Source organism: Flexivirga sp. (assembly GCF_035551235.1).
GTDB lineage: Bacteria > Actinomycetota > Actinomycetes > Actinomycetales > Dermatophilaceae > Flexivirga.
In genome coordinates, this window is the sequence record NZ_DASZNO010000045.1 from 130,434 (window position 1) to 153,931 (window position 23,498).

The window sequence follows — 23,498 nt, forward strand, 5'->3', positions numbered from 1 at the left end:
AGCTACGCCACGCGGCATACGTGCGAACACGAAAGTTGAGACCGATGACCGAACGCACCTTCCAGTCCGGCTGGTTCGCTCTGTATCCCGACAACACACCACGGCTCGCCTACGCCGAAATGACGGTGCGTGTAGGGCACAGTGCTCGTGCCGAGATCTCCTGGGAACAACCAGGCACCGACAGTGGTGTCTACAACGGAATCGACCTGAGGTACATGAGATCTCGAGCTTCAGTTGCCACGTTCATGTGCCTCGACCCTTTCGACTCCTGGAGCCGTGAGGACACCGTCACATTGCCCACAGACCTGCGGGCGCGGATGCGGGATCTTGTCGATGGTGCAGATTCGGACCTCAACGAACTCTTCTCCATCCTCGCCGCACAAGATCCCGCAATGATCGCCGCGATCGACAGCTCCGACGTTGTTGACGAAGTAGCCGCTGGCCCGGATTTGCCGGCAAGCGACAACGTATGGCGAGCAGCGCCCGACACGTCCGTCCAGTCGATCCGTCCGTGGTGGCAGTCTCGAGACCGCGCAGAGAATGAGCCTGACGACGACTTGGCCGAACTCGCCAAGATCAGCCCAGAAGCAGCGGCGATCGCCCGACGCATGGGGAACACTCGCCCTATGTCGTGATCCGCCCGGCACCTGGCGCCAGGAGGGCCATCAACTGAGCACTCGCTCCCACGCTCCGTGCTCCTGCAGGAACAGCAGAACACACTTCGACACGGTCCGTCCGGTCGACGTCTCGACCATCCGCCGGTATGCCTCTAGCTGCGGCTTGTAGAACGCGACTCGCGCTTTCAGGGCCTCTTCCGGCACTTGATCAGTTTTGTAATCGACGATCACCAGCGAGCCGTCGTCGTCCTCGTAAAGCAGATCGATGATTCCTTCGAGGATCTGCGAGTCCCCGTCCGGTATGCCGACGTACATCTCCCGCCAGTGCCGTCGCACGGACGCATGCCGGACGACGCTGTGAGACAACGCATTTCGTGCGAGCTTCTCCACCAAAGGCTGATGCGCAGTGACTCCTTCGGCGATGCATTGGGCAGCGGCTGCCGCGGAAACGTCCGAGCCGTCGCCGCCAAGGTCGACCGACTGCAACGCGCCGTGGACCGCACGACCGATGGCGCGACCATCGCGCCCCTTCGCCCATGCAGGAGTATCAAGGCTGCGAGCGCCTTTCGCCGCTCCCGGTGGCAGCATGTCACCCTGCGCCTCGCCATCGCCATCGGGAGGGACCAGCGCATCCGGCTCAGTCCCCTCAAGTCCCGATGCGCTGCGCGACCATGGCACCCGGGTGCGCTTAGTCGCGACATTGATCTGTGTCTGCCACTCCGCGAAGGGCGGCGGCGGATCCACGACACGCGCGGACGAGCCAGGCAGGGAAGGAACGTTTCGCACGTCCAGCACCAAGGCGCCGGACTCGGCGGCTCCGTCCGCGCTCAGTCGATAGGCATTGCTATCGGACCTCCTGGACGGTCGATGCAGCGACACCACCAAGTGGTCGCGGGCGCGAGTCGCCGCGACATACATCAGGCGTGCTCGCTCCAGCCCGCTCATCTGCTCGTCGATGGGCGCTTGTTCCTCGAATGTCAGTGTCGCCAGGTCATTTCGGAGCCGGACGTCGTAGTCGGAGTCTTTCCAGAGGATCTGTACGCCGCGGTTGCCGCGTGGAGCAGACGCGAGACCGGAGAGCATCACCATCGGGAACTCCAGGCCCTTCGCGGCGTGGATCGTCATGATCCGCACCGCGTCGACGTCCAGCTCGGGGAGCAGCGACTCTGAAGCCTGTGCGGACTCCTGCGCCTGGCCAGCAGCCCAGGCGACATACGAACGCAGACCGCCGTGCTCGACTTCTGCCCACGCCCTCGCCTGATCGATGACATACCTCAGCCGACGCCACGAGTCACGAGCTCGCGGCCCGTCGTCGCCAGCAAGCTCGAAGACGCGCCGGTCAGTCGCGAGTCGCCCCAGCACCTCACTCGGAGACATCCACGACGAGTCAAAATGCAACCGCCGCAGGTAGGCAACACAATGTCCGACCGGGTGGTCCATCAGCTCATCGGGAACCTTCCGGCGCAGGTTGAACCAGCCACCGTCACGCTTCCAGGTCCACAGGTCATCGTCACCGCAGCCGAAGAGTTGCGAGCGAAGCGCAGTGACGAGCGATAGCTCATCTGAAGGGTCCGCGATGGCGCGCGCTGCGGCAAAGAGCGCACGAACCTCGGGTGCGCCATACACCAGCGAACTCGCGTCGGAGCGGTAGTCGATGCGCGCATCGTCCAATGCTGCTTCCAGATACGGCAGCGACGTGCGCGCAGGTATGAGGATGGTGATGTCGCGCTTACGCAGCGCACGCCACTCCCCTGACCCGTCTTGCGTCGTCCACCGTTCGTGAATCGCCTTGCGTATGACGGCCGCAACTTCATCCGCCTCGATGCGCCGCACTTCGGCAACCGACATCGACTTGTCACCGTCCTGGTGTGGCTCGGTGCCGAGCACCGCCACCGGCGGGCCGATCGTCGCGCCATCTCGCACTGGCGTGAGTGCTTCGTATGCCGGCTGCGCTTGGCCTTCCTCCGTGATGTGCTTCCCAAAGATGGCGTTGATCCAGTCAATGATCGGCGCTCCAGTCCGGAAATTCGTTGTCAGAGAGACGGATTGGCCAATCACTTCGCGCGCCTCAAGGTAGGTCCGGATGTCAGCCCGACGGAACCGGTAGATCGATTGCTTCGGATCGCCGACCACGAAAAGCGAGCCGGCCGGCATTGCAATGTCGCGCCAATCGTCCTGTTCAGCGTCAGCACCGCCGGCGATGCGAGTGGCGATTTCAATTTGGATTGGATCAGTGTCTTGGAACTCGTCGAGAAGCAACCGCTGGTAACGCTCATGGAGCGAAGCTCGCGCCTCAGCGTTGCTGCGTAGGAGCTCCCGGGCCAGGACGAGGAGGTCGTGAAACTCGAGGGTGCCGTTGTCGCGACGTTCCGCCGCCGCTACGAGCACGGCGCGAGCGCACCAATGCACCAAGTTGCGCAGGAGGGAAGTCTGCACCGATCCGAGTTGCTGTTTAGCGTCCTCGGAGAGCGACCGCACCGCAGCGCGTACGTCCTTGATATCGCATCCGGTCCAATTCCCGGTGCGGCCCTTGTTGCCAACCCTGAGGTCGGGGCAGTCGCTCAACCAGCCGAGGCGTGACACGAGATCCGTTGCCTCCGAACGGCGTTCGAACCATTGCTCGATCTCGAGCAGCGACCCCAGCATCAGATCGCTCGCATCCTGGCAATGCTTCCGCAGGTCCAAGAGAGCACGGGCGTCGGCGACGATCGCCGTGATGCTCGGCGCGACCAGCTTCTCGACAGGATGCGTCAGCACATGCGAGTCGATGAGGTCCCAGTCGTTCCCGAGCTGCGTCGTCACTTGCTGCAGCTGTCGCTCGCTGACGCCGAGCTGCCTTGCCGCCATGAGGCTTTCGCTGATCTCGTCATCGTCAAGCATCCGTCGCCACATCGTCCGCCAGCGCGACTCGGCGGCGACCGATGAGCCGACCGAGTCCAGCACCTCGATGGCCGGCGGTATGCCAGCCTCGATGGCGTGCTGCACGAGGATGCGTTGGGCGAACGCGTGCAACGTTCCGATGGCGGCGAGGTCGAGACCATCCAATGCAGCCGCCGCCCGCTCGGCGTCTTCGGTTGCATGCGCCCTTTCGAATGCCGTCCGCAGCCGTTCGCGCAGCTCAGCGCCGGCTCGCTCGGTGAAGGTCACTGCCGCGATCTTCTCGATGCTGATGCCGTCGCGCAGCACCAGGGTGCAGATCCTCGCGACGAGAGCGGAGGTCTTGCCTGACCCAGCGCCGGCATCTACGAACAGCGTCTGGTCGGTCCGCTCCCGGATCCGTTGGCGCGCAGCGGAGTCGACGACGCCTTCCTGTGCGTTCGTGTTCACTCGCCCTCCTCATCGACCAACGCTGCAGGCTCGATCAGTGCTACCAACTCGCGCAGTTCGGCAGTCCTGCGTAATCGCCGCCAGCGGGCACGCACTTCGCCATACCCGAGCCCGTCGGGGTTGCAGTATTGGCATTGCACCCAGCTGAAGTCGTCGTCCTCCGGCGGTCGATGTGGGAAGAGCCCGTTCTCGATGGCCTGTGACAGCGTGCCGAGTGTCTCGCGGTAGCGCGCATCGACGGCGGCGGTCAACGGAAGTGGGACACGCTCGGTGCCATCATCGTCTCCGACAAACCAGTACTCCGCTTCAACGGGCGTCTGGTCGTCGCCATACAGGGCGCGCACGCCGTAGCCGTATGCCGGTAGCTGCAGTTTGCTGCCTCCGAGCACCGGATCAGCTTCACCAATATCCTTGTAGTACTTAGCTTTTCCAGTCTTGATGTCGGTCACGATCAGAGTGCCATCGGCTCGTCGGTCGACTTTGTCGGCGGATCCTTTGAGGCGGATACGACCACCCGGGACGTCCAACTCGACGATGTCGTCCTCGGTGAACCCGAAGCGCACCTCGCTCCCGACAACCTCAAGCTTGTGAACCGCACGATGATCGTCGTCAAGGTCGAGCATGCGAGCCAGCGTGGTCTTCAGCTCGGCGAGCGATTGCCGCCACAATCGCGGGTGGCCGGCCCGCCCGGTCTGTTCGAACTCCACCGCGTGCTCGTCGGCGATCGCGTCGAGCCGTGCTCGGGCGCCGGTCCCCCAGGGTTCGCCGAACCCCGGCAGCTCTCCTGCGGCCGCAGCTTCGCTGATGAGTACGTCGAAGCAATGGTGGATGAAGTTGCCGAAATCCATCCGACTGAGCTCTACGATCGACTCCGGGTCCTCGATCGGCTGAACATGCAGGATCCGTCGAACGAAGTATGTGTGCGGACAACCGGCATACTCCTCAAGAGTTGTCGGAGCGACCCGCTCATTCTCGGAGAAGGGCGACCGTCGGCCCCCATCTATGCCGAGCATGCCGTCGAAACGGCCTCCGGCATCACCGCTTCGACCAGCGACCAGCTGCCGCACGGCCGAGAGGGCGACATCCGGGAACGCCTCTTGGGCCAGTCCCGCGCGCAATCGCCATTCCTGTTCGTTCGCAAGGTGTTTCGTGCTCGTCAGGCCGGCTGTGTATGACGCGACATCTTCCAGCCCAGCGGCGTCGGCGAACCTGGTGGCCTCGATGGAGTCGTCGCCGCTGAGCTTGCGAATGCTCGGAAGCAGCCAACGGCTCGGGATCCGGTTCGTTTGCTGCCGCAAGTCACCGCGAGCGAAGGTCGCGATCACGGTGTCGGCCGATGCAAATGCCGCGAGTAGCGCGCGGTGCTTTTCAGCGATGCGTTCTCGGAGGGTCACCAACGCATGGTCTGACGTCTCGCGCACGGCTTCCGGCAGGAGCGGATCATCGCTGAGCCGCCCGGGATAAATGTCCTCCGACAGGCCGCAAACGATCACGACATCCAGGTCGAGACCGATCGCCGACTCGACCGGTCCGACATAAGCGCCTTCGCCGAAGCGGCCAACTCGGATCGACGCCGACTGAAGGTCAGCAGTCACAACGTCTTCGAGCGCGGCCAGGTTGACGGGTGTGGATGATTCATCGAGTACCGCGAGGCCGTCGATCGCGCGTAGCACGCTCCCACGCGCGTATTGCTCGTCGCCTGGCAGCGTCCTCAAACGGTCGTCGGGAACAACCGACAGGATCAGGCGCCGCAATCGATCGGCTGCAACGAACCAGCTCGAGGCCTCGCCCACTGCTTCGAGTCCAGCACGCAGGGCCTGGGTGGTGCCTTGTAGGGCTTGCGCCTGCGAGATGCGGTGTTCGAGGTGTCCATCGGGGTCGTCACGCAACTTCAAGTCGGCGATAGTCGCGCCCACGCGCTCTTCCCAGTCATTCCCACCGACGACACCACAGTTGCGCGAGAGTCGCTCCCAACTGGCAGTAGGAATCGGCTGTCCATTGACGTCAACTGTCGGGACTTCCGCGAGTGTCTGCATCACGGCACCTCGTGGATAGCCTGAGCGGTGAATATCCAGCAGCCCCAGCACAAACCGCGCATACGCCCGCTCAACGACGGGCCGCGACCCGGGGCCGTTGAACGTCACATCGGCCGCCTGCAACTGCTCGTGGAGGATGCGCGCATACGGTCGGCGATTGCCATAGAGCACGGCGATCCGATGAGCGGGATGAGAGTCCAAAGCCGCCACCACTTCACGGGTTACAGCACGCACCTCGTCGTCAGCGTCGGATGCGTGTATGACGCGCCGTGCCGTCGCCATCGCTGCGTCGGGAACGTCGATACTCTCCTGTCCCAGGATCGCTGCCGCTGTGCGGCGCGACCCTTCGTCGGTCCGCGCATAACCAGTGAGGCCGAGGAGCACATGAGTCTCGGCCTTTGACGCAAGAGCCCGCAAGAGCGCGATCTCCAGCGGGTGCATGTTCCCGGGCAAGTAAATGACCGTCGGAGCCAGTCCGTCTCCAGCACGGAGATTATCGGCCGCCACCCGGAGTAGTTCGGCCCCGTCGTACCAGTCGCCGGACAATGCGCCCCAGACCTCGTTGTGGGTCCGGATGACCTCCCGGACGAGCGTCCCGCTGGCTTCGTCAAGGGTCGCAAGCGTCGCCTCGCCAACCTGCCGCAGCTCACGGGATGCCCGTCCAACAGCGAGCGCAGTGGCCGGATGTGTTGCGACCCGGCCAAATTCGCCCGGAGAGGCGATGAGCCCGTCTCGTATCCGCGCGGTGACGAGCGCGTCCGCGGCCGGCCGGCTGCCGTCTTTCGCAAGCACCGGAGCCGCGATCCGCTCGGCCAACCCGGCCACGGTCAAACACTCCACAGCTGCAATGCCGGGCTGCCCAGCCCCAAGCCCGGTCGCCAACGCCCGACGGACCGTCAGGCCTGCCAGGTGGTTCGGGACAATAACGGTGACCGGTGCCAGCATGTCGCCCGCCTTGACCATGGACACCACGTGGCGCAGCTTGTCGATCGCTGCCGGGCCATAGGCAGCACCGTGAAGTCGTGACCCACCCACGGGTTGTCCTCCTCCATTTGCTCTGCAAGACGACCGACCGAAGTTCTTGAGCCGGGCGTGGGGCCTCAGCTCGACACGAGTTGCATGAGCTTGGTGTAGTCGTCGACCACGTCGTAGATGACGCCCTCGCCACTCTTGTCACTCAGAGCTGCGAAGAACTTCTTCGCACAGTCGATCTTTGCTTCTTCAACACCCTTGAGTTGCAGCGTCGAGAGCGACCCCTTGGTTTCAGCGACGAAGTAGACATGCTTGACCGATCCCTCATTGAAGGCGATCGCCCAGTCCGGGTTGTAGTCGCCCATTGGAGTTGGGATGAAGAATCCGCGTGGCAGCTTCGCGTAGACGGCGACTTCTGTGCTCGTATCCAGCTCGTTGACGAAGGCCCTTTCGACCTTCGAGTCGGTCACCACGTAGTCGTAGACATGCTTCTTCAACTTTTCACCAGCGTGAGTAAAGTCCTGCTTCGTCTGGTTATCGGTGAATATCGCTGTGCCGTAACGATCTTCGAGCGCATCGTAAGTCAAATGTTCAACGATCACGGTCGCCTTCTGCTCGTTGGTGAGTCTCGCGGCTTCGGTTATGAACTGCTCCGGGTTGAGGCGGAACTTCGCGAACGTCGCCGGCGTCACCGCCGTCAGGATCGCCGCGACCGTTCGCCGGGTCAGTTTGGTCTTCTCGGCAATCTCACCCAGCAGGTCGTACTTCACCTGGGAGTATGCCGACACCGTCTCGGTCTGCGTGGTGATTGTGCTCTTCTTGAAACTTGCTCCAGCAGACAAGTCGTCGGCGTCAATCTCGGCGAGCTGCTCGCCAGCCTCAGTGACGTATTGCATCGGCGCGACGTTGAGGTGCTGGTCCAGCGCGTAGACGCATTTGCTCACCAACTCGGCCGAGTCGAACGCCACCTGGTAGACGGCCTTGTGATTGATCCTCGCCCACAGAGCTTGGAATTCCTTCCTGTCGAAGTTTGCCCGGTTGAACGGAATCGCCTTGGGTTTCCGGTCGTTGGGCGGCGTCGGCAGGTCAAGGTAGAGGGTGTCGACCAGTGGCCAGAGGAAGTCAATGACCGGCGGTTTGAGCAGTGGCGATGTGGGCAGGGCGAGCGTGCCGGCTTCCTTCGCCTCCTTGTACGCGTCCGAGATGGTGTCGTCGTCGTTGAGGTAGTCGTTCTTGATGAGGTGCTTGTAGAGCGCCTGAGCGACCGCTTCTTCGACGACGCTTTCGCCGGACTCCATCTGAATTGTCTTGCCAGTGAAGAACTTGACGGTCGCCTTTCGCGGCCGCGACGCCAGCGACTCTGCGATCTCCTTCTGCAACCCGTCAACGAAGTCGGTGTACGACTCGTCGGTGACGACTGTGAGTTGGTTGATGTCGTGGACAGTGACCGGGTTGTCCATCCGCTCACCGTGCTGGTCCACAGCGAGGCGCAAGCCACGGCCGATCTCCTGCCGTCGGGACACAGTGTTGTCGCTCTTCTTCAGCATCCCCATCACGAAGACGTTCGGGTTGTCCCAGCCTTCACGAAGGGCACTGTGCGAGAAGATGAACCGCACCGGCTCCGCGAACGACAGCAACCGCTCTTTGTCCTTGAGGATCAGGTCGTAGGCATCGGTGTCCTTGGACTGACCCTTTTCGTCGCCGGTCTTACTGATGGCACCGTCGATCGCATGGCCCTTCTTATCGATCGAGAAGTAGCCCTGGTGGACGGCTCGTACTTCGTCCCGCTTCAAATACTGGTGGTATGCCGCAGCCGTCTCGTCGAGCTCCAGCTCGCCGAGCACATTGCCGACAAGCGCGGCATACTCCTCCTCGAAGCAGCGCGCGTAATCACCGAGCGTGTCCTCGCGCGAGTAATCGCGGTACTTCGCGACCTCATCGATGAAGAAGAGCGAGAGCACTTTGACGCCTTGCGCGAAGAGCTCCCGCTCCTTGTCCAGGTGCGCGCGGATCACCTCGCGGATCTGGATCCGACGCTTGGTCTCCTCGGTGACGTCCCGGTCTGCGAGCTGACCAGCAACCACGATGTCACCGTTGCTGAGCTCGATGGTGTCGGTGATCGCGTTGACGTCGGTGACGACCAGATCCTTATATGCCTCGATGCCGCCCGACAGATCATGCAAGCGGGTCCCCTTGGTGACTCGCCTGACGTATCTCCTGATCGGGCCACTCTTGGTCTGCACCTCCAGCTCGACTCTGGCCACGGGCTGCTGGCCCTTGCGCACCTCGATCGCATCTAGGTAGAGGTATGCCGTCGAGCCTGCCAGCCCCCTCACGGTGATGCCACGAACGGCGATCTTCTTGACCAGCTTCTGCCGGTAGGCGTCGAGCGCGTCGAGCCGGTGCACCTTCGTGTGATCAACCTTGTGTGTGGCCGAATACCGCAGCACCATCAAGGCGTTAAAACGCGCCAGCGCGGCCAGAGACTTGTCTCGGCCGATCTTCTGCGGCTCGTCGATGATGACGATTGGCCGGTTCGCGCTGATGACGTCGATCGGCTTGCGCGACTGGAAGTCGTCCAGCTCGTCATAGATCCGGCGGTTGTCCTTGCCAGTCGCGTTGAACGCCTGGATGTTGATGATCATTACCTGCACGCCTGCGTCGGAGCTAAAGCGCTCCAGCTCGTGCAGCTGTGAAGAGTTGTAAATGAACGACCGCGGCTTGGTGCCGTAGCTCTGCTGAAAGTGCTCGGCAGTGACGTCGAACGACTTCTGCACGCCCTCCCGGATCGCGACCGACGGCACGACGATGATGAATTTGCTCCATCCGTAGCGCTTGTGCAGCTCCATGATCGTCTTGATGTAGACGTAGGTCTTGCCGGTGCCGGTCTCCATCTCGACATCGAGGTTGGGCGCCCCGGGCGCCGCCACGCTGTCGACCAGCCCCGGCGCAAGCGGCAGGTTGCGCGACGTCTGCACGGTGTGCACGTTGGCAAGCAGCTGCGATGAGGTTAAGGCGATCTCCGCGTTGCGAAAGCCCGAGTCGAACGTTTGCTGTGTCTCGAACAACGCGGGTGCGTATGACGCCTCCACCCGTCCGGGATCGATGCGGTAGGAGATACCGTCGTGTTTCCGCTGGCCCGCGAACACGTCGACTACCGCGTCGACGGCGTCGGTCTGGTACTGCTGGACTTTGAACTGAAGTTTCATTGCCGTCAGACGGTCTTGACGTCGGTCGCGGGCGAGATCTCGCGAAAGATCTGCTCGGTGTTGATCCGGACGTCGTCGGAGACGAACGCCGAGTCGCGGAATACAGCCCGCAGTGGTTCACGTTTTGCGACGGCTCGCACCATGTCGAGGTCGACGTGCTCATCGAAACACGCGATCAGCGCGCCGTCGTCAACCACGAACACCTCGTGATCATCAAGTCTTTCTCGACTGATTGACAACGACAGCTCCAAACCCCAGTCGAGCAGCACTTGAAAGAGCAGGTCTTCGCCTGTGCGATCGGGCATGACGCTATTGATCGCACTTATCAGGGTGTCTTGCGAGAGGTCGCCAGGAGCAGCCAACGTGTCGACCAGGTTCGAGGTGTCCACCTTGAGCACGCGGAAGCCGATGTCAACCGATTCGGCGTACGTGGCGTTGCCCTCTTTGATCCGCTTTCCCGTGCGGCGAATGCGCTCCTTGGTGACATCTGCGAGCGTCCTGAATCCACCTTCCGAGGCCCGCTCCGGAAGCTGAACGAGGACGAACCGTGCGCGTGTGCCGAGAGTGGCGTTGATCCGTAGCACCGCATCGGCAGTTGTCCCGGACCCTGCGAAGAAGTCCAGAACGATGTCGCGTTCCGCAACGACAAATGAAAAGACGTCGCGTAGGAGCGAGACAGGCTTCGGATTGGTGAAGACCTTGCGCTTTGGGAACAACACCCGCAGCTCGTTGGCGCCGAGCCTTCCGTCAAGTTCGATGACGCTCGCGAGCTTCTGCTTGAAGTCCTTCGCGTAGACCTTCAACTCGACGATCTTGTTCTCGTCCGCACCGAAAAGGATTCGTCCTTCTTCGATGAGTCGCTTCATGGTTTCTTCGGGGAAACGATACCCGAGGAGCGGTTGCTTGCACGACTTGCCGCTGACGGGATGAATCACTTCATACCGGTAGCCCTCTTTGCCGGGGTTGTGCACTGACTGACTGCCGGTGTAAACGCCGTCTGCGTCGATATACTTATAGCGGTCGAGGGGGCCGAGGACTCCTTTGTTTTCACGGAACCACGCCGAGTATTCGGCCTGGAGATCCTCGGGATCCGTGAATCTTGTGGTGAGTTCATCACCAACTGCGACAAGGAGATCACGTGCGGCACTATCGGCGCTCTTCCAAACCGGTGCGACCGCACTTTTGTTGCGCGCATAGCAAAGCAAGTATTCGTGCTCGACCGCTACGCGCGTGGGGTTATTGTCTGTAGCGTTCTTCCAGACGATCGTCGCCAGAAAATTGTCGGCTCCAAAGACTTCATCAAACAAAATCCGCAGCGTCGCTAATTCCTTATCGTCGATCGAGGCGAAGATCACCCCGTCGTCTCGTAACATCGACCTTGCCATCTTAAGCCGCGGATACATCATTGAGAGCCAGTTGGAGTGAAAACGGCCATTCGCCTCAGTGTTCGCGACCAGCCGTTCGCCAGACCCGGACAACTGGCCAGACTTCTCGAGGTAGTCAGCGTTCGACTCGGCAAAGTCATCCGCGTACACGAAGTCGTTTCCGGTATTGTAAGGCGGATCGATGTAGATCAGCTTGACCTTGCCGAGATAGGACTCTTGCAACAGCTTTAGCGCGTCGAGGTTATCGCCTTCGACGAAGAGGTTCTTCGTGGTGTCGAAGTCGACCGACTCCTCGCGCACCGGGCGCAGCGTTTTTGCGATAGGTGCGTTCGCGGCGAAGGCCGCCGCGCGCTTTCCCGGCCAGTTGAGCTGGTATCGCTCCTGCGGTCCCTCGACGATATGTTCGGACAACTCCTGCCGTAGCAGATCGAAGTCAATGGCGCGCTTGACTGTCTGGTCACCGTCCACCACCTCGGTGAGCACGTTAGGGAACAATTCGGCGATCTTGTCGACGTTGGCGGCGGTCAGGTCGGGTGACGTCATACGCAGCTTCTCCACAGGGTTCCTCAGTATTTCGCGCCCGACGCGGGGCTAATGGTCGGGCTCGTCAGGTCGGCGAGCAGGTTTCGCTTAATAGTCAGTGATCGCCGCAGCTCGACCTTGCGGTTGAACTGCGGCTCAGTGCGGAGCTTCCGCTGCAGAGCCTCTATCTCCCGCTGGAGCTTGCGCGCGGTAGCCAGTCTGTCGGCAACCTCTGACACCGCTTCACCGGGCCGTGCCGCAAGACCGGACAAGGACTCGAGGATCGCGACATACAGGCTTCCGAGATCGACGGCGGCGGGCAGGGTTCGCCGCGCTGTGTCGGCGAGCTGCCAGCTTGTTGTCGAGTAACCGCGCTGTTTCGACGCCTTAGCAGTCTGTTTCGGGGCGGCCGCCAACCGAACCTGACGTCTTCCATCACTTGCATGCCGAGAGACCTCAAAGAGGACGGGTGTCTTCACTGCACCGTCGATCGCCGCGAGAACTGAGTCGTCGACATCGTCACTCTTCGCTTCGAGCTGGAACACTTGGATCTCTGGGACTGCGACCGTGCTCGGCAAGTTAAGCGTGTCGTCGGCGAGCTTGTATGCCCACACAATCCGCTGCACGTCGCCAACGAACCTCTCGCGCAGCGCATTCGAGACCCTGCCGTGCTCGTAGAACTTCGTCTTGGGGATGACGCGACCGAAACGAGCTGCGGCCGGCCAGTCGTAGAGGAAATCAGGCATCGCCATCTTGCTCCGGTGTTCCGACGATCGCGAGGAAGGCGATCAGCTCGAAGTCATCGAGGCCACCGATTGCCTGAGTGAGTGCGGTTGTCGGCCCGTCGCTGAAGAGGCTGTCAATGTCGCGCTCGTCGGTGACGTCGACCATCGAGCGGATCGCGTCGGTGAGCAACTGCGAGTACGCCGTCATCGCCGCGCCGTCGTGAGTGGCCTCGTTGAACACACTGGTGACGTCGGGGACCGGCTCGTCATACGGACGACAGCCGGCGCGCACAACGTCGAGCAGTCGCTTCACCTCGGTGTGGTCAGCAACCACCTCGCCGTCGTTGTCGAGATACACCAGATAGTGCGGGTGCAGCCGGTTGCCGCGGTTGATGTGCTCGTCGGCGTTGACGTTGCGCAGGGCGAAGATCACACCTGGCACGAGACCCTTCGCGGGGTCCGCTGGGACGACTGCGTGCAAGCCCTTCGGCGCGGAGGCCAGGTCGCCATACTCCTTGAGGTAGGCAAGTAGGTCCATCCGGAAGTCGTTCAGGCCAAGGTCGGTGATCGAGACCCCGGTGCGGACGTCTTCGAGCTCGATGACCTCGTCCTGTAGCTTGCGCAGCTGCTCCTTCCGGAACGCGGCATCGCTGCCCTGCAACGTCAGCACGTTGTCATCGGCGGTGCCGGCCAGGTCGGCGATGACCATCCGGCTCTCGACGCGCTCCTTGAGGTTGATGTACTCGTCGAGCGAGATATCGGGCCAGAAGTTCACCAGCTGAATCACGGCGTTGGTGGAGCCGATGCGGTCGATGCGCCCGAAGCGTTGGATGATCCGCACTGGGTTCCAATGGATGTCGTAGTTGACCAGGAAGTCACAGTCTTGGAGGTTCTGGCCCTCGCTGATGACATCTGTGCCGATGAGGACATCGAGGTCACCAGTCGCCGTGGGCATGGTGAGGTGCCGCTGCTTCGACTTCGGCGAGAATAGCGTCAAGATCTGCTGGAAGTCGTAGCCCGTGCCCAGGGTGGTTCTGACCGTGTTGCCGCCAGTGATCAAGGCAGCCTCGATGTCAGCTGCCGAGAGCGCGGGCGCGAGCTCGCGGTAGAGGTACTCGGCCGTGTCTGCGAATGCCGAGAAGATCAGCACCTTCCGATTGCCGGCGTTGATGGGATGCGCAGCCTTGTCGGCGATCAGCTGTTTGAGGGCCTGCAGCTTGGAATCGTGATCGGGGGTGATCTTGACCATCTCGTCCAGGAGTTCGCGCAGGGTCTCCCGGTCGTTCCACAAGTCGCGCTGCCAGGAGTCGACGTCGATGTCCTTGACATCGATTCGGATCTTCTCGCCGAACGACAGTGATTCGAGGTCAAGCTCATCGTCATCGTCCAAATCGCACCCGGTTGACGAGACATCGAGATCCGTGAGCGAATCGGCGTGCGATGCGATCCGACTCAGTGTCGCGTCTACAGCAGACTCCACACGGGCAAGGGTCAACCGGAACGCCTCGACCGAACTCTCCAGTCGTTTGAGGAGATTGACGGTCATGAGCTTCTTCAGGCCCTGCTCACGACCGCCCTGTCCAAGGTTGGAGCGTGCCGTGCCGGCGGTGACATTGAACAGGTCTTCGTACTTAGCCCGTCGACTGGGGAACACGTAGGCCAACGGTGTGTACACCGCCAGGGTGAGGGCTTGCAGCTGGTCGAAGATCTGGTTGAAGGTCGGAACTGATGATTGATCGGACAGCTGAGCACGGATCGATCGAGGCGGCAGACGGTCAGGAAACGCGCCAACCTCACTAGTGTCGTAGAACGCTTGGATGTGCTTGCGGGACCGGGCGATGGTCACCGCATCCAGCAACTCGAAGAAGTCGAAGTCGAGCATCTGCAGGATCCGATCGGTGGTTCGTTCCTCGGCGTCCAGCTTGGACCACTCGTTGAAGACACGCTGCGCATCACGGAACACCTCGTCGATGGTCGTGGAGATCTTGAGTTCTCCGCTGAGTTTGTCTTCCTCACCCTCGTACGCAAGCTGAAGCTGGTTCTTCAGATCGTTGAACCTGTTGTTGACTGGTGTCGCGGAGAGCATCAGGACCTTGGTCTTCACGCCTTCGCGGATCACCTGGCGCATGAGCCGCTGGTAACGGGACTCCTTCTCCTCCGCGTAGTCGGCGTTCCGGAAGTTGTGCGACTCGTCGATCACGACTAGGTCGTAGTTGCCCCAATTGATCCGGTCTAGCCGCAGCCCCAACGACTCGCCCTTGGTGCGTGACAGGTCCGTGTGGGCGAGCACGTCATAGTTGAAGCGGTCGCTGCCGAAGATGTTGGTCGTCAGGTTCGCGTTGTAGTTCGTCCAGTTCTCCGCAAGCTTCTTCGGGCAGAGCACAAGCACCGACTTGTTGCGTAGCTCGTAGTACTTGATGACCGCGAGCGCGGTGAAGGTCTTCCCGAGCCCGACGCTGTCGGCGAGGATGCAGCCGTTGTAGGTCTCCAGCTTGTTGATGATGCCGGTGGCGGCATCTCGTTGGAAGTTGTAGAGGGCTTGCCAGACTTTGGTGTCCTGATAGCCAGTGCGATCGTTGGGCAGGACGTCTTCATTGATGTCATCGAGGAACTCGGCGAACAAGTTGTAGAGGATGAGGAAGTAGATCCGAGCGGGCGAGTTCTCGGCATACACACTCGCTATGTGCTGGCGAACCGCCTCGGTGACGTCGGTGACCTGCGCAGAGTTGTGCCAGATCTGGTCGAACAACTCGACGTACTGAGTGGTCAACGGCGTCTCATCGACACGCTGAACCATGTTGGAAACTGCGTTACCTCGCTGGTAGCCCAGGTCCGCCGTGGTGAAGCCCTGAAGGGGGCTGTAGACGGCTCGTTCATCGACCGCAGCAAACTGCTGCATCGGGTTTCCGGTGGAATTCGACCGGAAGGTCACCTTGCGACGGACCCAGTCCGCGCACTCCTTCGCGATCGCTCGCTGGGTCAGCTGATTGCGTAGGCGGATCTCGAATTCCGAGCCATAGAGACTTGACTCGGTGTGATTCGCGCTAGGGATGAAGAACTGGCGCCGCTCCTTGTGAACCTTGTCGGTTGCCTCAGCGGGCACGAAGGTCGGCGAGGTGAAGATGAACTCGAGCTGATCGACCTGCTCGAGCTCCTTGCGGAGCGCCTCGAAGGCGAAGATGGAAAACGTCGCTGCGGCGATCCGAACCTTCGACCCGGTCGAGATCTCCGCCTTGAGGTCGTCCCCCAGCAGCTGGCTGACGTTATCGATGATCCTCATTCGAGCACCCCCTGCTCCGCCAATCCAGCTCCGTGGCTACCGTGCTCACGAGTTGAGGAAACGGTGCGCCGGGCCATGTCCGCATGGTAACCATGCTGGAGTCCTGCTCGGCGAAGATCCCACCGCTGATCGGAAACTTGGCAGTTCCTCGTTTCTGGCCGGAGCAGGCGTCCCACTCTCATGGAGCGGACGCGAAGAGCAGGAGGAAGAAGATCACGATGCCCAGAACGACGGAGACAAAACACCAGGTGAAGACGACCTCCGGCGTCGTAAGAGTGCTCTGCCTACTCGCTGGCGCCTGACGCCACGCTATTGAGACAGGTTGATTTGGCGTCCTGGTCACAAACTGATCGTGTCGTGGGTGCGCTCGTGCCGACTGCGTCTGTGCAACGGCACCAGGTGCCGAGTAGCTCTTGTTAGGCCCACCTTGACCCCACAGCCATGAGCGGACGTCACCTCGACGCTGAGCTTCTTCGTACTCCACGGCAAGACGCGCGGCGAACCCGTGATCGAACAGCGGCGACGAAACCATGCACGGGTGCTTGGGCCAAGGCCAGCCGATCTCGTCGAAGTATGCGCAACCACCGTTCTGATTGCGAATGAACCACACTGGCTTGTTGCACCGCGGACAGGTGGCGTTGGGCCTGTCGAGGCCGCGCCGCGGGGAGGTTTTCACCCGCGATGGGGACTCGGTCCGTGGGTACTCTGGGACGGTCCAGGACTTGGCTGGCTTGGTTGGCGCGTGCGGACCACCGAATGACTGTTTCCGAGACTTCCCGCGAGTCACGTCATGTGGCGACACCCAGTGATAGTCGCCATTCCGGCCACGTCGCATGTGGCCACTGCGGCGATACGTCGTCATCTTCTGCTGTTCCGTTCACAATCTCTCCGTCGGCCAGTTCGTGGCCGCCCCATCCCGGCGAAAGTATCTCCTCTCCGACGTTGACCTGTCTTGGTTTTGGCGCACAGCGACGAAGCCATCAGTCAGAGGGTGGGGTCAGCTCCTAACGGCCTCAAGTCGATCCGCAGCCACGAGGTGTCCTCACCCACATACCGGATGAGGTCGTCTTGGCGGGGCTGACCGATGACCATCCGGTACGCGCCGACGGTGCGTTGCAGGCGCCGGTATTGCTGGAGCTCGCGACTGAGCGGCATCGCAGGCACGTAGCGTTCGATCGCTGCGTCGCCGGTGAACACCCAGAACGGCTTGATGTCGGAGTCCCTGTTCGAGCGGGCGCTCTGTGCCGCCTCGAAGACGGCTGTCCACGGGTCAGCGCACGCCGATTCGACTGCGGCTGAGGCGAACTCGGCTGCAACGTTCTTGCGCACCGCGTGGCCCTTGTAGCGATGAACCCGGCCCTCACGCTGCTCCAGATCGACCGGGTTGCCCGGAAGGTTCCAGTGCACTACCGCGTGGCTGTAGGTGTGGAAGTCGAGTCCCTCCTGGCCCACCGACGTGGACGCGAGCACAAACGGGCGAAACGGTGAGTTGTATGCGATGCGGATCGCGGCCTCACGGACCGCGGCCTGGTCGTCCGTTTGAGTTCGCCCGAAGCGCGACGCGAAGTGACTGCTCATCCGGTGCTCGTCGAGCCGGATCTGACCGTCAGCCACCGTGACCTGCTCGACAACGTTGGTAACCGACCTCGTCGAAAGAGCTTCAACGACAACGCCGCTGATAGTGGTCACTCGATCGAGCGCCGAAGCTCCCTGCAAGCCCTCCGATTCGACGAGTACGTGCGCGTATTCGTCGAGCACCGACTGCAGGCATCCGTCCACGCAATGATCGAGGACACCTCGCCAATAGGTCGATTCGTCCTCTCCCGAGCGGACGAGCGCGACGATCTCAGGCTTGTTGAAGAGCGACCGCAAGCCGTGTGCAATCTCGTACGCGCCGGCCCGGATCTCGACGTCGTCGAGCGTCAAGTCCGGGCTCACTACGCGTCTGAGCGCGCGGAGTGCACAGACGCCCGGAGCGCCGATCGCCATCGACGCCAGGACATCCACGAGATCCGCCGGCCGCGGTCCGAGGTCTTCGGCTGACATGGTGCGAGCTTGCTCGGCGTGCTGTGCGAGACCGCTGCCTTCTGCATCATCCTTGTCGCGCGCTGTCCAACTGCCCATCGCCGCAGCGACTTCGGCGTTGCCGACAATCCCGGCCGCCTCGTCGAGCAGAAACGGCGCAGCCCAGTACCACCGTTGGTCCGGCACCGACCTCGAGGGGGGGTTCGGTAATGCTGCTAGCACTTCCCGCACCCGATCGCGAACAGTGTCGAACAGACGCGATCGCGAGACCGGGATCGACATACGCCCGGACCTCGCGACCTCGAGCGGGTCACCCAACCGGGCGAGTAAAACGCTCGGGTACATCAGGGCGAGCACCGGCATGCCGGCGAGACGGTCTGAGCTGACACGGAATTGGAGAGGCGGAGTTATCGGCCGGTCGTCATACCGGCGACCTGTCAGATCGGCCGCTTCCATGGCGCGCCGCTCGGCCTCATAGCTGAGCATCACCGCGATGGCCTTGGGCACAACCGTCCACGCTGAGAAGATCAACCGTTTCGTGAAGCTGCGCACGGCTGGCTCGGCGTACGCGCCCGCGGTCTCGTAGTACGACAACGATGGCGGTAGCCAGGCGAGGCGCCATACACCGCGGTCCAGCACGTCCTCACTGAGGCCGCGCAGCTTGGCGTTGCCGGGATCCACCCGTTCATACCGGCGGATCTCATCCCAGTCGAGCAGGCCACGGGCGTCCTTCAGCAGTCCGCGCAACTCTGGGTCGTTCCGCTCGGCGGCGGCCTCGAACTTGCTTCGCACCTGGTAGCTGCCCCGTTCCATCAGGTTCAGCGGGTAGGGCGTGGACCGCCAGTATTCGAAGACATCACGGTGATCGACGTGGCGCGCGACACCGTCGAAGGTCCGCCACGAGCGCAGGTCGTCGGCAGCGAGTTTGGCTGCGGGCAAAGACTTTTCGACGAGCATGCCGTCGCGTGACGGGGTGGAGGCAAGCCGCTCGGTCCGGCACATGACCCGTCGTAATTCATGCTCCACACGATCGCGTGCCTCGCGCGCCACAGCGTGATCACCGCCGGCCAGCAGGCTCTCGCGCATGGTGCGCAGATCCCGTTCGACGACGTACGCCCGCTCTTGCCCAGCAAGGAACTGCACCGTCCGGGTGAAGTCTCGGTAGTGATCGTCACCTTCGGGTTCGTCGGGCAACGTGTACATCTTGTATGGCGTCGCCGACAGCAGCAGCACCTTGGCGTCCGGGTGCTCGAAGATCGCGTTGGCCAGTTGCGCTCCCTCGTCATCGGCGTCGAGGAGGTCCTTGAACCGCTGGAACTCGTCCAGGATGACCAAGTCAGGCTCCAAGTGCTCCACGGAGGCTCGCGCCACGAGGCCACGCAGCGTGCCGACCAAGCGATCGCGCTCGGCGCCAACTTCTGGAGCAGGTTTGCCTCGCAGATAGTTGAACCTTGCAGCGCAAGCTTCCAGTTCGTCGCGGAGCGGGCCACCTTGTGGGCCGGTCGCAGCGTCGATCGCCTCTCCGAACGACTGGCACAACTGGTCGTCCAGGGACGATGGGTCGAACCAGCCCAGTTGTTGCTCGAAACTCTCTCGCCCAGACCGGCCTTCGAAGAACTTCCGCCATCGGGCGCCCCGAGCTGCTGAACCCCAGCATCCGACCAGCATCCAGTACAGGAGCACTCGCTCGGCAGCGCGGCCGGGCGCCTGTCCAACGCTGAACGACGTGCCGGGAGTGAACGAGACGAAATTGACCTTGTTCGCGCGCAGATCGCGGATTACTTGTGGCAGCAGCGTCAGTCGGTCGGTGTGTCGGATCTCCGAGCCATCGACGACGTTGAGTCGGCTGAGGTTCTGTCGGGCGATCTGACTGTTGGAGCAGATGTAGACGATGTCGATCCGCTTGTCGGTGTCCCACAGATGCTCGACCGTCTTGGCGATGACTCCCTTGGCCACCATCGTCTTGCCCAATCCGACCTCGTCGGCCACCAAGAACTTCTTCACCTGGTCCTCAGCGGTCCATAACCGGTCGAACGCGTAGTCCACCGTCGACCGTTGAAAGTCCTTGAGACTGGAGAGGATTGCCTCAGTGTCTGGCTGCTGCTGGGTCATGGACGACCCTCCAGGTGAACGCTCCAGACGACATCCCAGAGCTCGTCGAAATGATCCGGCACGAGGTGCTCGCCCTGTGGCGCATCGCGTAGCTCTGCGACAAGACTGGCGACGCGCGCGAGCGCGTCCTCGTCACGACCTGTGGCACGCACCAGCGGTTCAAAGAGAGCGACGGCATCAACGTTCGCGCCAGCGCCCGACGCCCATTGCCACTCGCCTCCTTCGCCGTTGGCCAACACGCCCATCTGATCCTCGAAGCTGGGATCTCCGAGTAAGAACATGAGATATCGCAGGACGTCGTCCTTGCTCTTCAAGATGTCGAAGACCGCGTCCGACCTTCGCCCGTCGACCGCTCCCATCAGGGAGGCCTTCAGCACACACTGCCGGGTCACCTTGGCATCGCCTTCGCCCAGGGTTGTTTCGACACCGACGAACGGGGTGACGTTCTTGGTCGACATCGTCCACTTGATCCGTGCTTCGAGCGGTCTGGCATGCCCGTCCTTCGACAGGGACACCGGCCAAACCTTTGTGTCACCAGGGGTGTTCGTCGGTAGGTCAATGACGAACGTGGCATCAACCGAGTCTTCCTCACCCGTCGCGACATAGATGGTGGGCTCGCCAGCGGCGAGCTGCTGATGAAACGTTTCCAACTCGTACGAGGTGGCGATGGCGGCGTCGTCGACGCCGGCGGCCGTCGTCGGCTCGTACGGCTGAAGAAGCTGCCGGAGTCCTGGCGCACCAGGCGAGCCGTCCAATGCCGCTTCGACACCACAAACTGTCGTGGGCCCGGTCAGCACCGCGTCGAACTCCACACCTGTCCCCCAGGTCTCGCTGGTGAGATTCGCGCTGCCGGTGACCACCATCGACTCGCCACCAGGCAGGTCGAGGACGAAGGTCTTGGCGTGCAGTCCGTCGTGCTCCTCCTGGAAACCGTCCGGTCGTCGAGCATCGGCCGCGACGGCTGGTCCTGTCTCTGTCACTTCAGCGGCATCATCGCCGAGCGCCACCTCGGCGGGGCGCTGCATGACGTTGACGTCCCACCCCTCGACGGCACGCGCACCCACCAGGTCGAGCGATTCTGCACGCGAGAGCAGCAGCCGGCTGGAGCTGACACTCCCCAACGCCCGCAGCGCGGGGCGCGTCAGGAACGGGCTGATCGCGAACAGTTTGTTGGCCGTCGGCGGGAAGGGCCAGATGCGCTCGTTCGTCAGAACGATGGGCAGCAGCTCGCCACCGGTGAACGGCTCGGGCGGGCTGAGGCGCACGGTCGCCAATGTTGTTGCTAAATCACGGATTTCCGCGATGCGCGATGCGCCGACCGATCGGAGTGTCAGGTCCGGCATATGACGCACGAAGTCAGCGGCTGGCCAGGCGGCGATGCTCCCCTCGCTGTCCTCGTCGAGCACCAGGGCCGTGTCCCAGGATCGATCCAGTGTCATGTTGCGGCTGAGGATCACGACCCGGTGCAGGTATTCGCCGGTCGGACCGACAAACCGCAGAGCCCAGATCTTCGGATGGAAGATCGACCCCTCGTGCGGTGGCATCACCTCGAGGACGCTGTCCTCGATGAAGGTGAGAATGCGGCGGTAGCTGCTGGGCACGTGGATCCCGCCCGCTTGGCAAAAGACCGTGGTGTGGTCGGCATACCGACGCGCGGCTTCCAAGAGCCGTATCGGGTCGACCCGCTCGGTCGCCTCCGCGTCGTCCATCTCGAAGAGCGCGAATGACAGGGGCGCGAGCAGCAGCGCGGACAGATTGAGCGAGTATGTCGTGCCGACTGCCACGTCGAGGCTGTGCTCAGCGGGCGGTCGCAGTGCATCGGTGAGCAGAACGCGCGACTCGGGGGCCAATGTCATGACGCGCTCCGCGCGTTGTAGAGATCCTGCAGGTAGGGCTTCGCGATGGACCAGCGGTAGTCGAGCCTGCCGAGTCCACTTGAGCCGGACCAGCCGTCGAGTGCGGCTTGGTTGACCAGTCGTGCGCGACCGCTCTTGATCTGACGTTCCCGCGCGGTGATCAGCTCTGCAGCGCGCGGACTCGACGCGACGTCGGAATCGATCCTGATCAGGTTGAGCCACCGATCGACGAATTGCACTGTCAGCATGCGTATCCCGGGGTTCTGCCGCCGGACTGTCGCCCACCACTCTGTGCGGCTCCAGCTGTCGAGAGCACCAGAGGAGGCGAGTTCGTGCCGCCATACATCGATCTCGTCCTCATATGCCTCGACGTAGTCGAGCTTGTCGCTCTTGCGCGCGAGGAGCAGGTTGTAGACGAGCACCGCGCCATAGATCGCAGTGTGGAAGCGCCGGGCGTGATCGCAGATGTCTTGCAGCTGCTCCGGGGCGTCACCGAGATTTTCGAGCTCCCAGAAGTAGTCCGGCAGCTCATGCGGCTGGTGGTAGATCAGCCAGGACAGCATGGAATTCTTGGTCTTGGCTGCGATGCGGTCAGACAGGTACTGCTCGTCCTCCGGCCGGAGTTCGAAGGTCACCGACTTGAGTAGATCTGCCGGTGGTTCCGGCAGATGCGGGTCGAGACCGGTGCCCGGCAGACTCATGCGCGCCTCGGGATCGTCAGCTCGCAGGGTGCGGCTCTCGAGCTCTCGATAGTCGTGCTCACGACGGAAGTAGCCGTCGGTGGAGAACTCGCCAGTGCGGATGCCCCACGCACCAAGAGCTGCCCAATAGATGCCGCTGGGCATGCGCTTCAGCCTGTCACGCGCAGTGTTCCCGATAACGCCGGTGTGTTCCCCACCAGCCAACAGGCTTGTGATCAGCCGGTATTCGAGCTTGCGGAACTCAGCACTCATCTGCGCCGGAGTGCCGGTCGACCCTGCACGTTGCAACAGCCACGGGATGAAGAGGACGTATCGCAAGCGGGTGTGCACGTAGGAGGTTCCCGGGAACAATGCGTCCGATAGTGCGTCACGGATCGAGCCGATCCCAAGCTCGTCGACGGTGCTCTGCTCTTTGAAGAGGTCGACGACTTCGAGCATCTTGCGCCGTTGTTCGCTGTCTGTGTCGAGCCACCCGAACGTCGAGACCATGTGGCCGATTGTGGCTGAACGCGAGCTGCGTTGGCGGGCCTTTCGTGATTACGGGTGGTTCTCACCCGACGTCGAGCCAGTGGCCGGCCGAATCGGTCGAAACTGCACTGCAGACGCGCGAGCGGGAGCACGGCATTTGTGATCATTGCCGTAGGATCCGGTCCACTCGCGCGGACGGCCGCATCGAGGTTCTCTCGCGGATGAAACCCGAAGTGTTCGTCCGATGCTGCCGAGCCAGATGG

General features: G+C 62.3%; 11 protein-coding genes. 2 read left to right on the forward strand and 9 right to left on the reverse strand.

Going from position 1 to position 23,498, the window contains the following annotated elements; translation table 11 throughout:
• Positions 1 to 44 precede the first annotated feature (44 nt).
• Positions 45 to 635, forward strand: a complete 591-nt coding sequence (locus tag VG502_RS16220; protein ID WP_325551112.1) for a hypothetical protein — start codon at positions 45 to 47, stop codon at positions 633 to 635.
• Between the two features lie 30 nt (positions 636 to 665).
• Here the strand turns inward: VG502_RS16220 and VG502_RS16225 are convergent, their stop codons facing one another.
• The 7 genes from VG502_RS16225 to VG502_RS16255 all read right to left on the reverse strand — a co-directional run bounded on the left by VG502_RS16225 (position 666) and on the right by VG502_RS16255 (position 19,331).
• Positions 666 to 3,944: a UvrD-helicase domain-containing protein gene (locus VG502_RS16225; protein WP_325551113.1), complete on the reverse strand. Its 3,279-nt coding sequence runs from the start codon at positions 3,942 to 3,944 to the stop codon at positions 666 to 668.
• Positions 3,941 to 7,015 carry a PD-(D/E)XK nuclease family protein gene (locus tag VG502_RS16230; protein WP_325551114.1) on the reverse strand — a complete coding sequence of 1,025 codons (3,075 nt, stop codon included), beginning with the start codon at positions 7,013 to 7,015 and terminating at the stop codon, positions 3,941 to 3,943. Before VG502_RS16230 ends, VG502_RS16225 begins: the two co-directional genes overlap by 4 nt.
• Before the next feature lie 65 nt (positions 7,016 to 7,080).
• The gene (locus VG502_RS16235) at positions 7,081 to 10,161 is read right to left on the reverse strand and encodes a type III restriction-modification system endonuclease (protein ID WP_325551115.1); all 3,081 of its coding nucleotides are present in this window, start codon (positions 10,159 to 10,161) and stop codon (positions 7,081 to 7,083) included.
• 5 nt (positions 10,162 to 10,166) lie between these two features.
• Complete coding sequence (locus VG502_RS16240) at positions 10,167 to 12,089, reverse strand: site-specific DNA-methyltransferase (protein ID WP_325551116.1); 1,923 nt, start codon at positions 12,087 to 12,089, stop codon at positions 10,167 to 10,169.
• Between the two features lie 23 nt (positions 12,090 to 12,112).
• A complete protein-coding gene (locus VG502_RS16245) occupies positions 12,113 to 12,814 on the reverse strand; it encodes a DUF4391 domain-containing protein (RefSeq protein ID WP_325551117.1) in 702 nt (233 codons plus the stop codon).
• Complete coding sequence (locus tag VG502_RS16250) at positions 12,807 to 16,073, reverse strand: helicase-related protein (RefSeq protein WP_325551118.1); 3,267 nt, start codon at positions 16,071 to 16,073, stop codon at positions 12,807 to 12,809. Before VG502_RS16250 ends, VG502_RS16245 begins: the two co-directional genes overlap by 8 nt.
• A gap of 984 nt (positions 16,074 to 17,057) precedes the next feature.
• Positions 17,058 to 19,331 (reverse strand): helicase-related protein, encoded by a 2,274-nt coding sequence (locus VG502_RS16255; protein WP_325551119.1) that lies wholly within the window; start codon positions 19,329 to 19,331, stop codon positions 17,058 to 17,060.
• A 12-nt stretch (positions 19,332 to 19,343) separates the two neighbouring features.
• Here VG502_RS16255 and VG502_RS16260 point away from each other — a divergent pair, with 12 nt between their 5' ends.
• Entirely contained in the window at positions 19,344 to 19,745 is a 402-nt protein-coding gene (locus tag VG502_RS16260) for a hypothetical protein (RefSeq protein WP_325551120.1), read from the forward strand.
• Positions 19,746 to 20,206: 461 nt separating this feature from the next.
• Here the strand turns inward: VG502_RS16260 and VG502_RS16265 are convergent, their stop codons facing one another.
• Together VG502_RS16265 and VG502_RS16270 are read right to left on the reverse strand one after the other, a co-directional pair.
• Complete coding sequence (locus VG502_RS16265) at positions 20,207 to 21,667, reverse strand: phospholipase D-like domain-containing protein (RefSeq protein ID WP_325551121.1); 1,461 nt, start codon at positions 21,665 to 21,667, stop codon at positions 20,207 to 20,209.
• A gap of 395 nt (positions 21,668 to 22,062) precedes the next feature.
• Positions 22,063 to 23,256, reverse strand: a complete 1,194-nt coding sequence (locus VG502_RS16270; RefSeq protein ID WP_325551122.1) for a DUF6361 family protein — start codon at positions 23,254 to 23,256, stop codon at positions 22,063 to 22,065.
• Between the last annotated feature and the right edge of the window lie 242 nt (positions 23,257 to 23,498).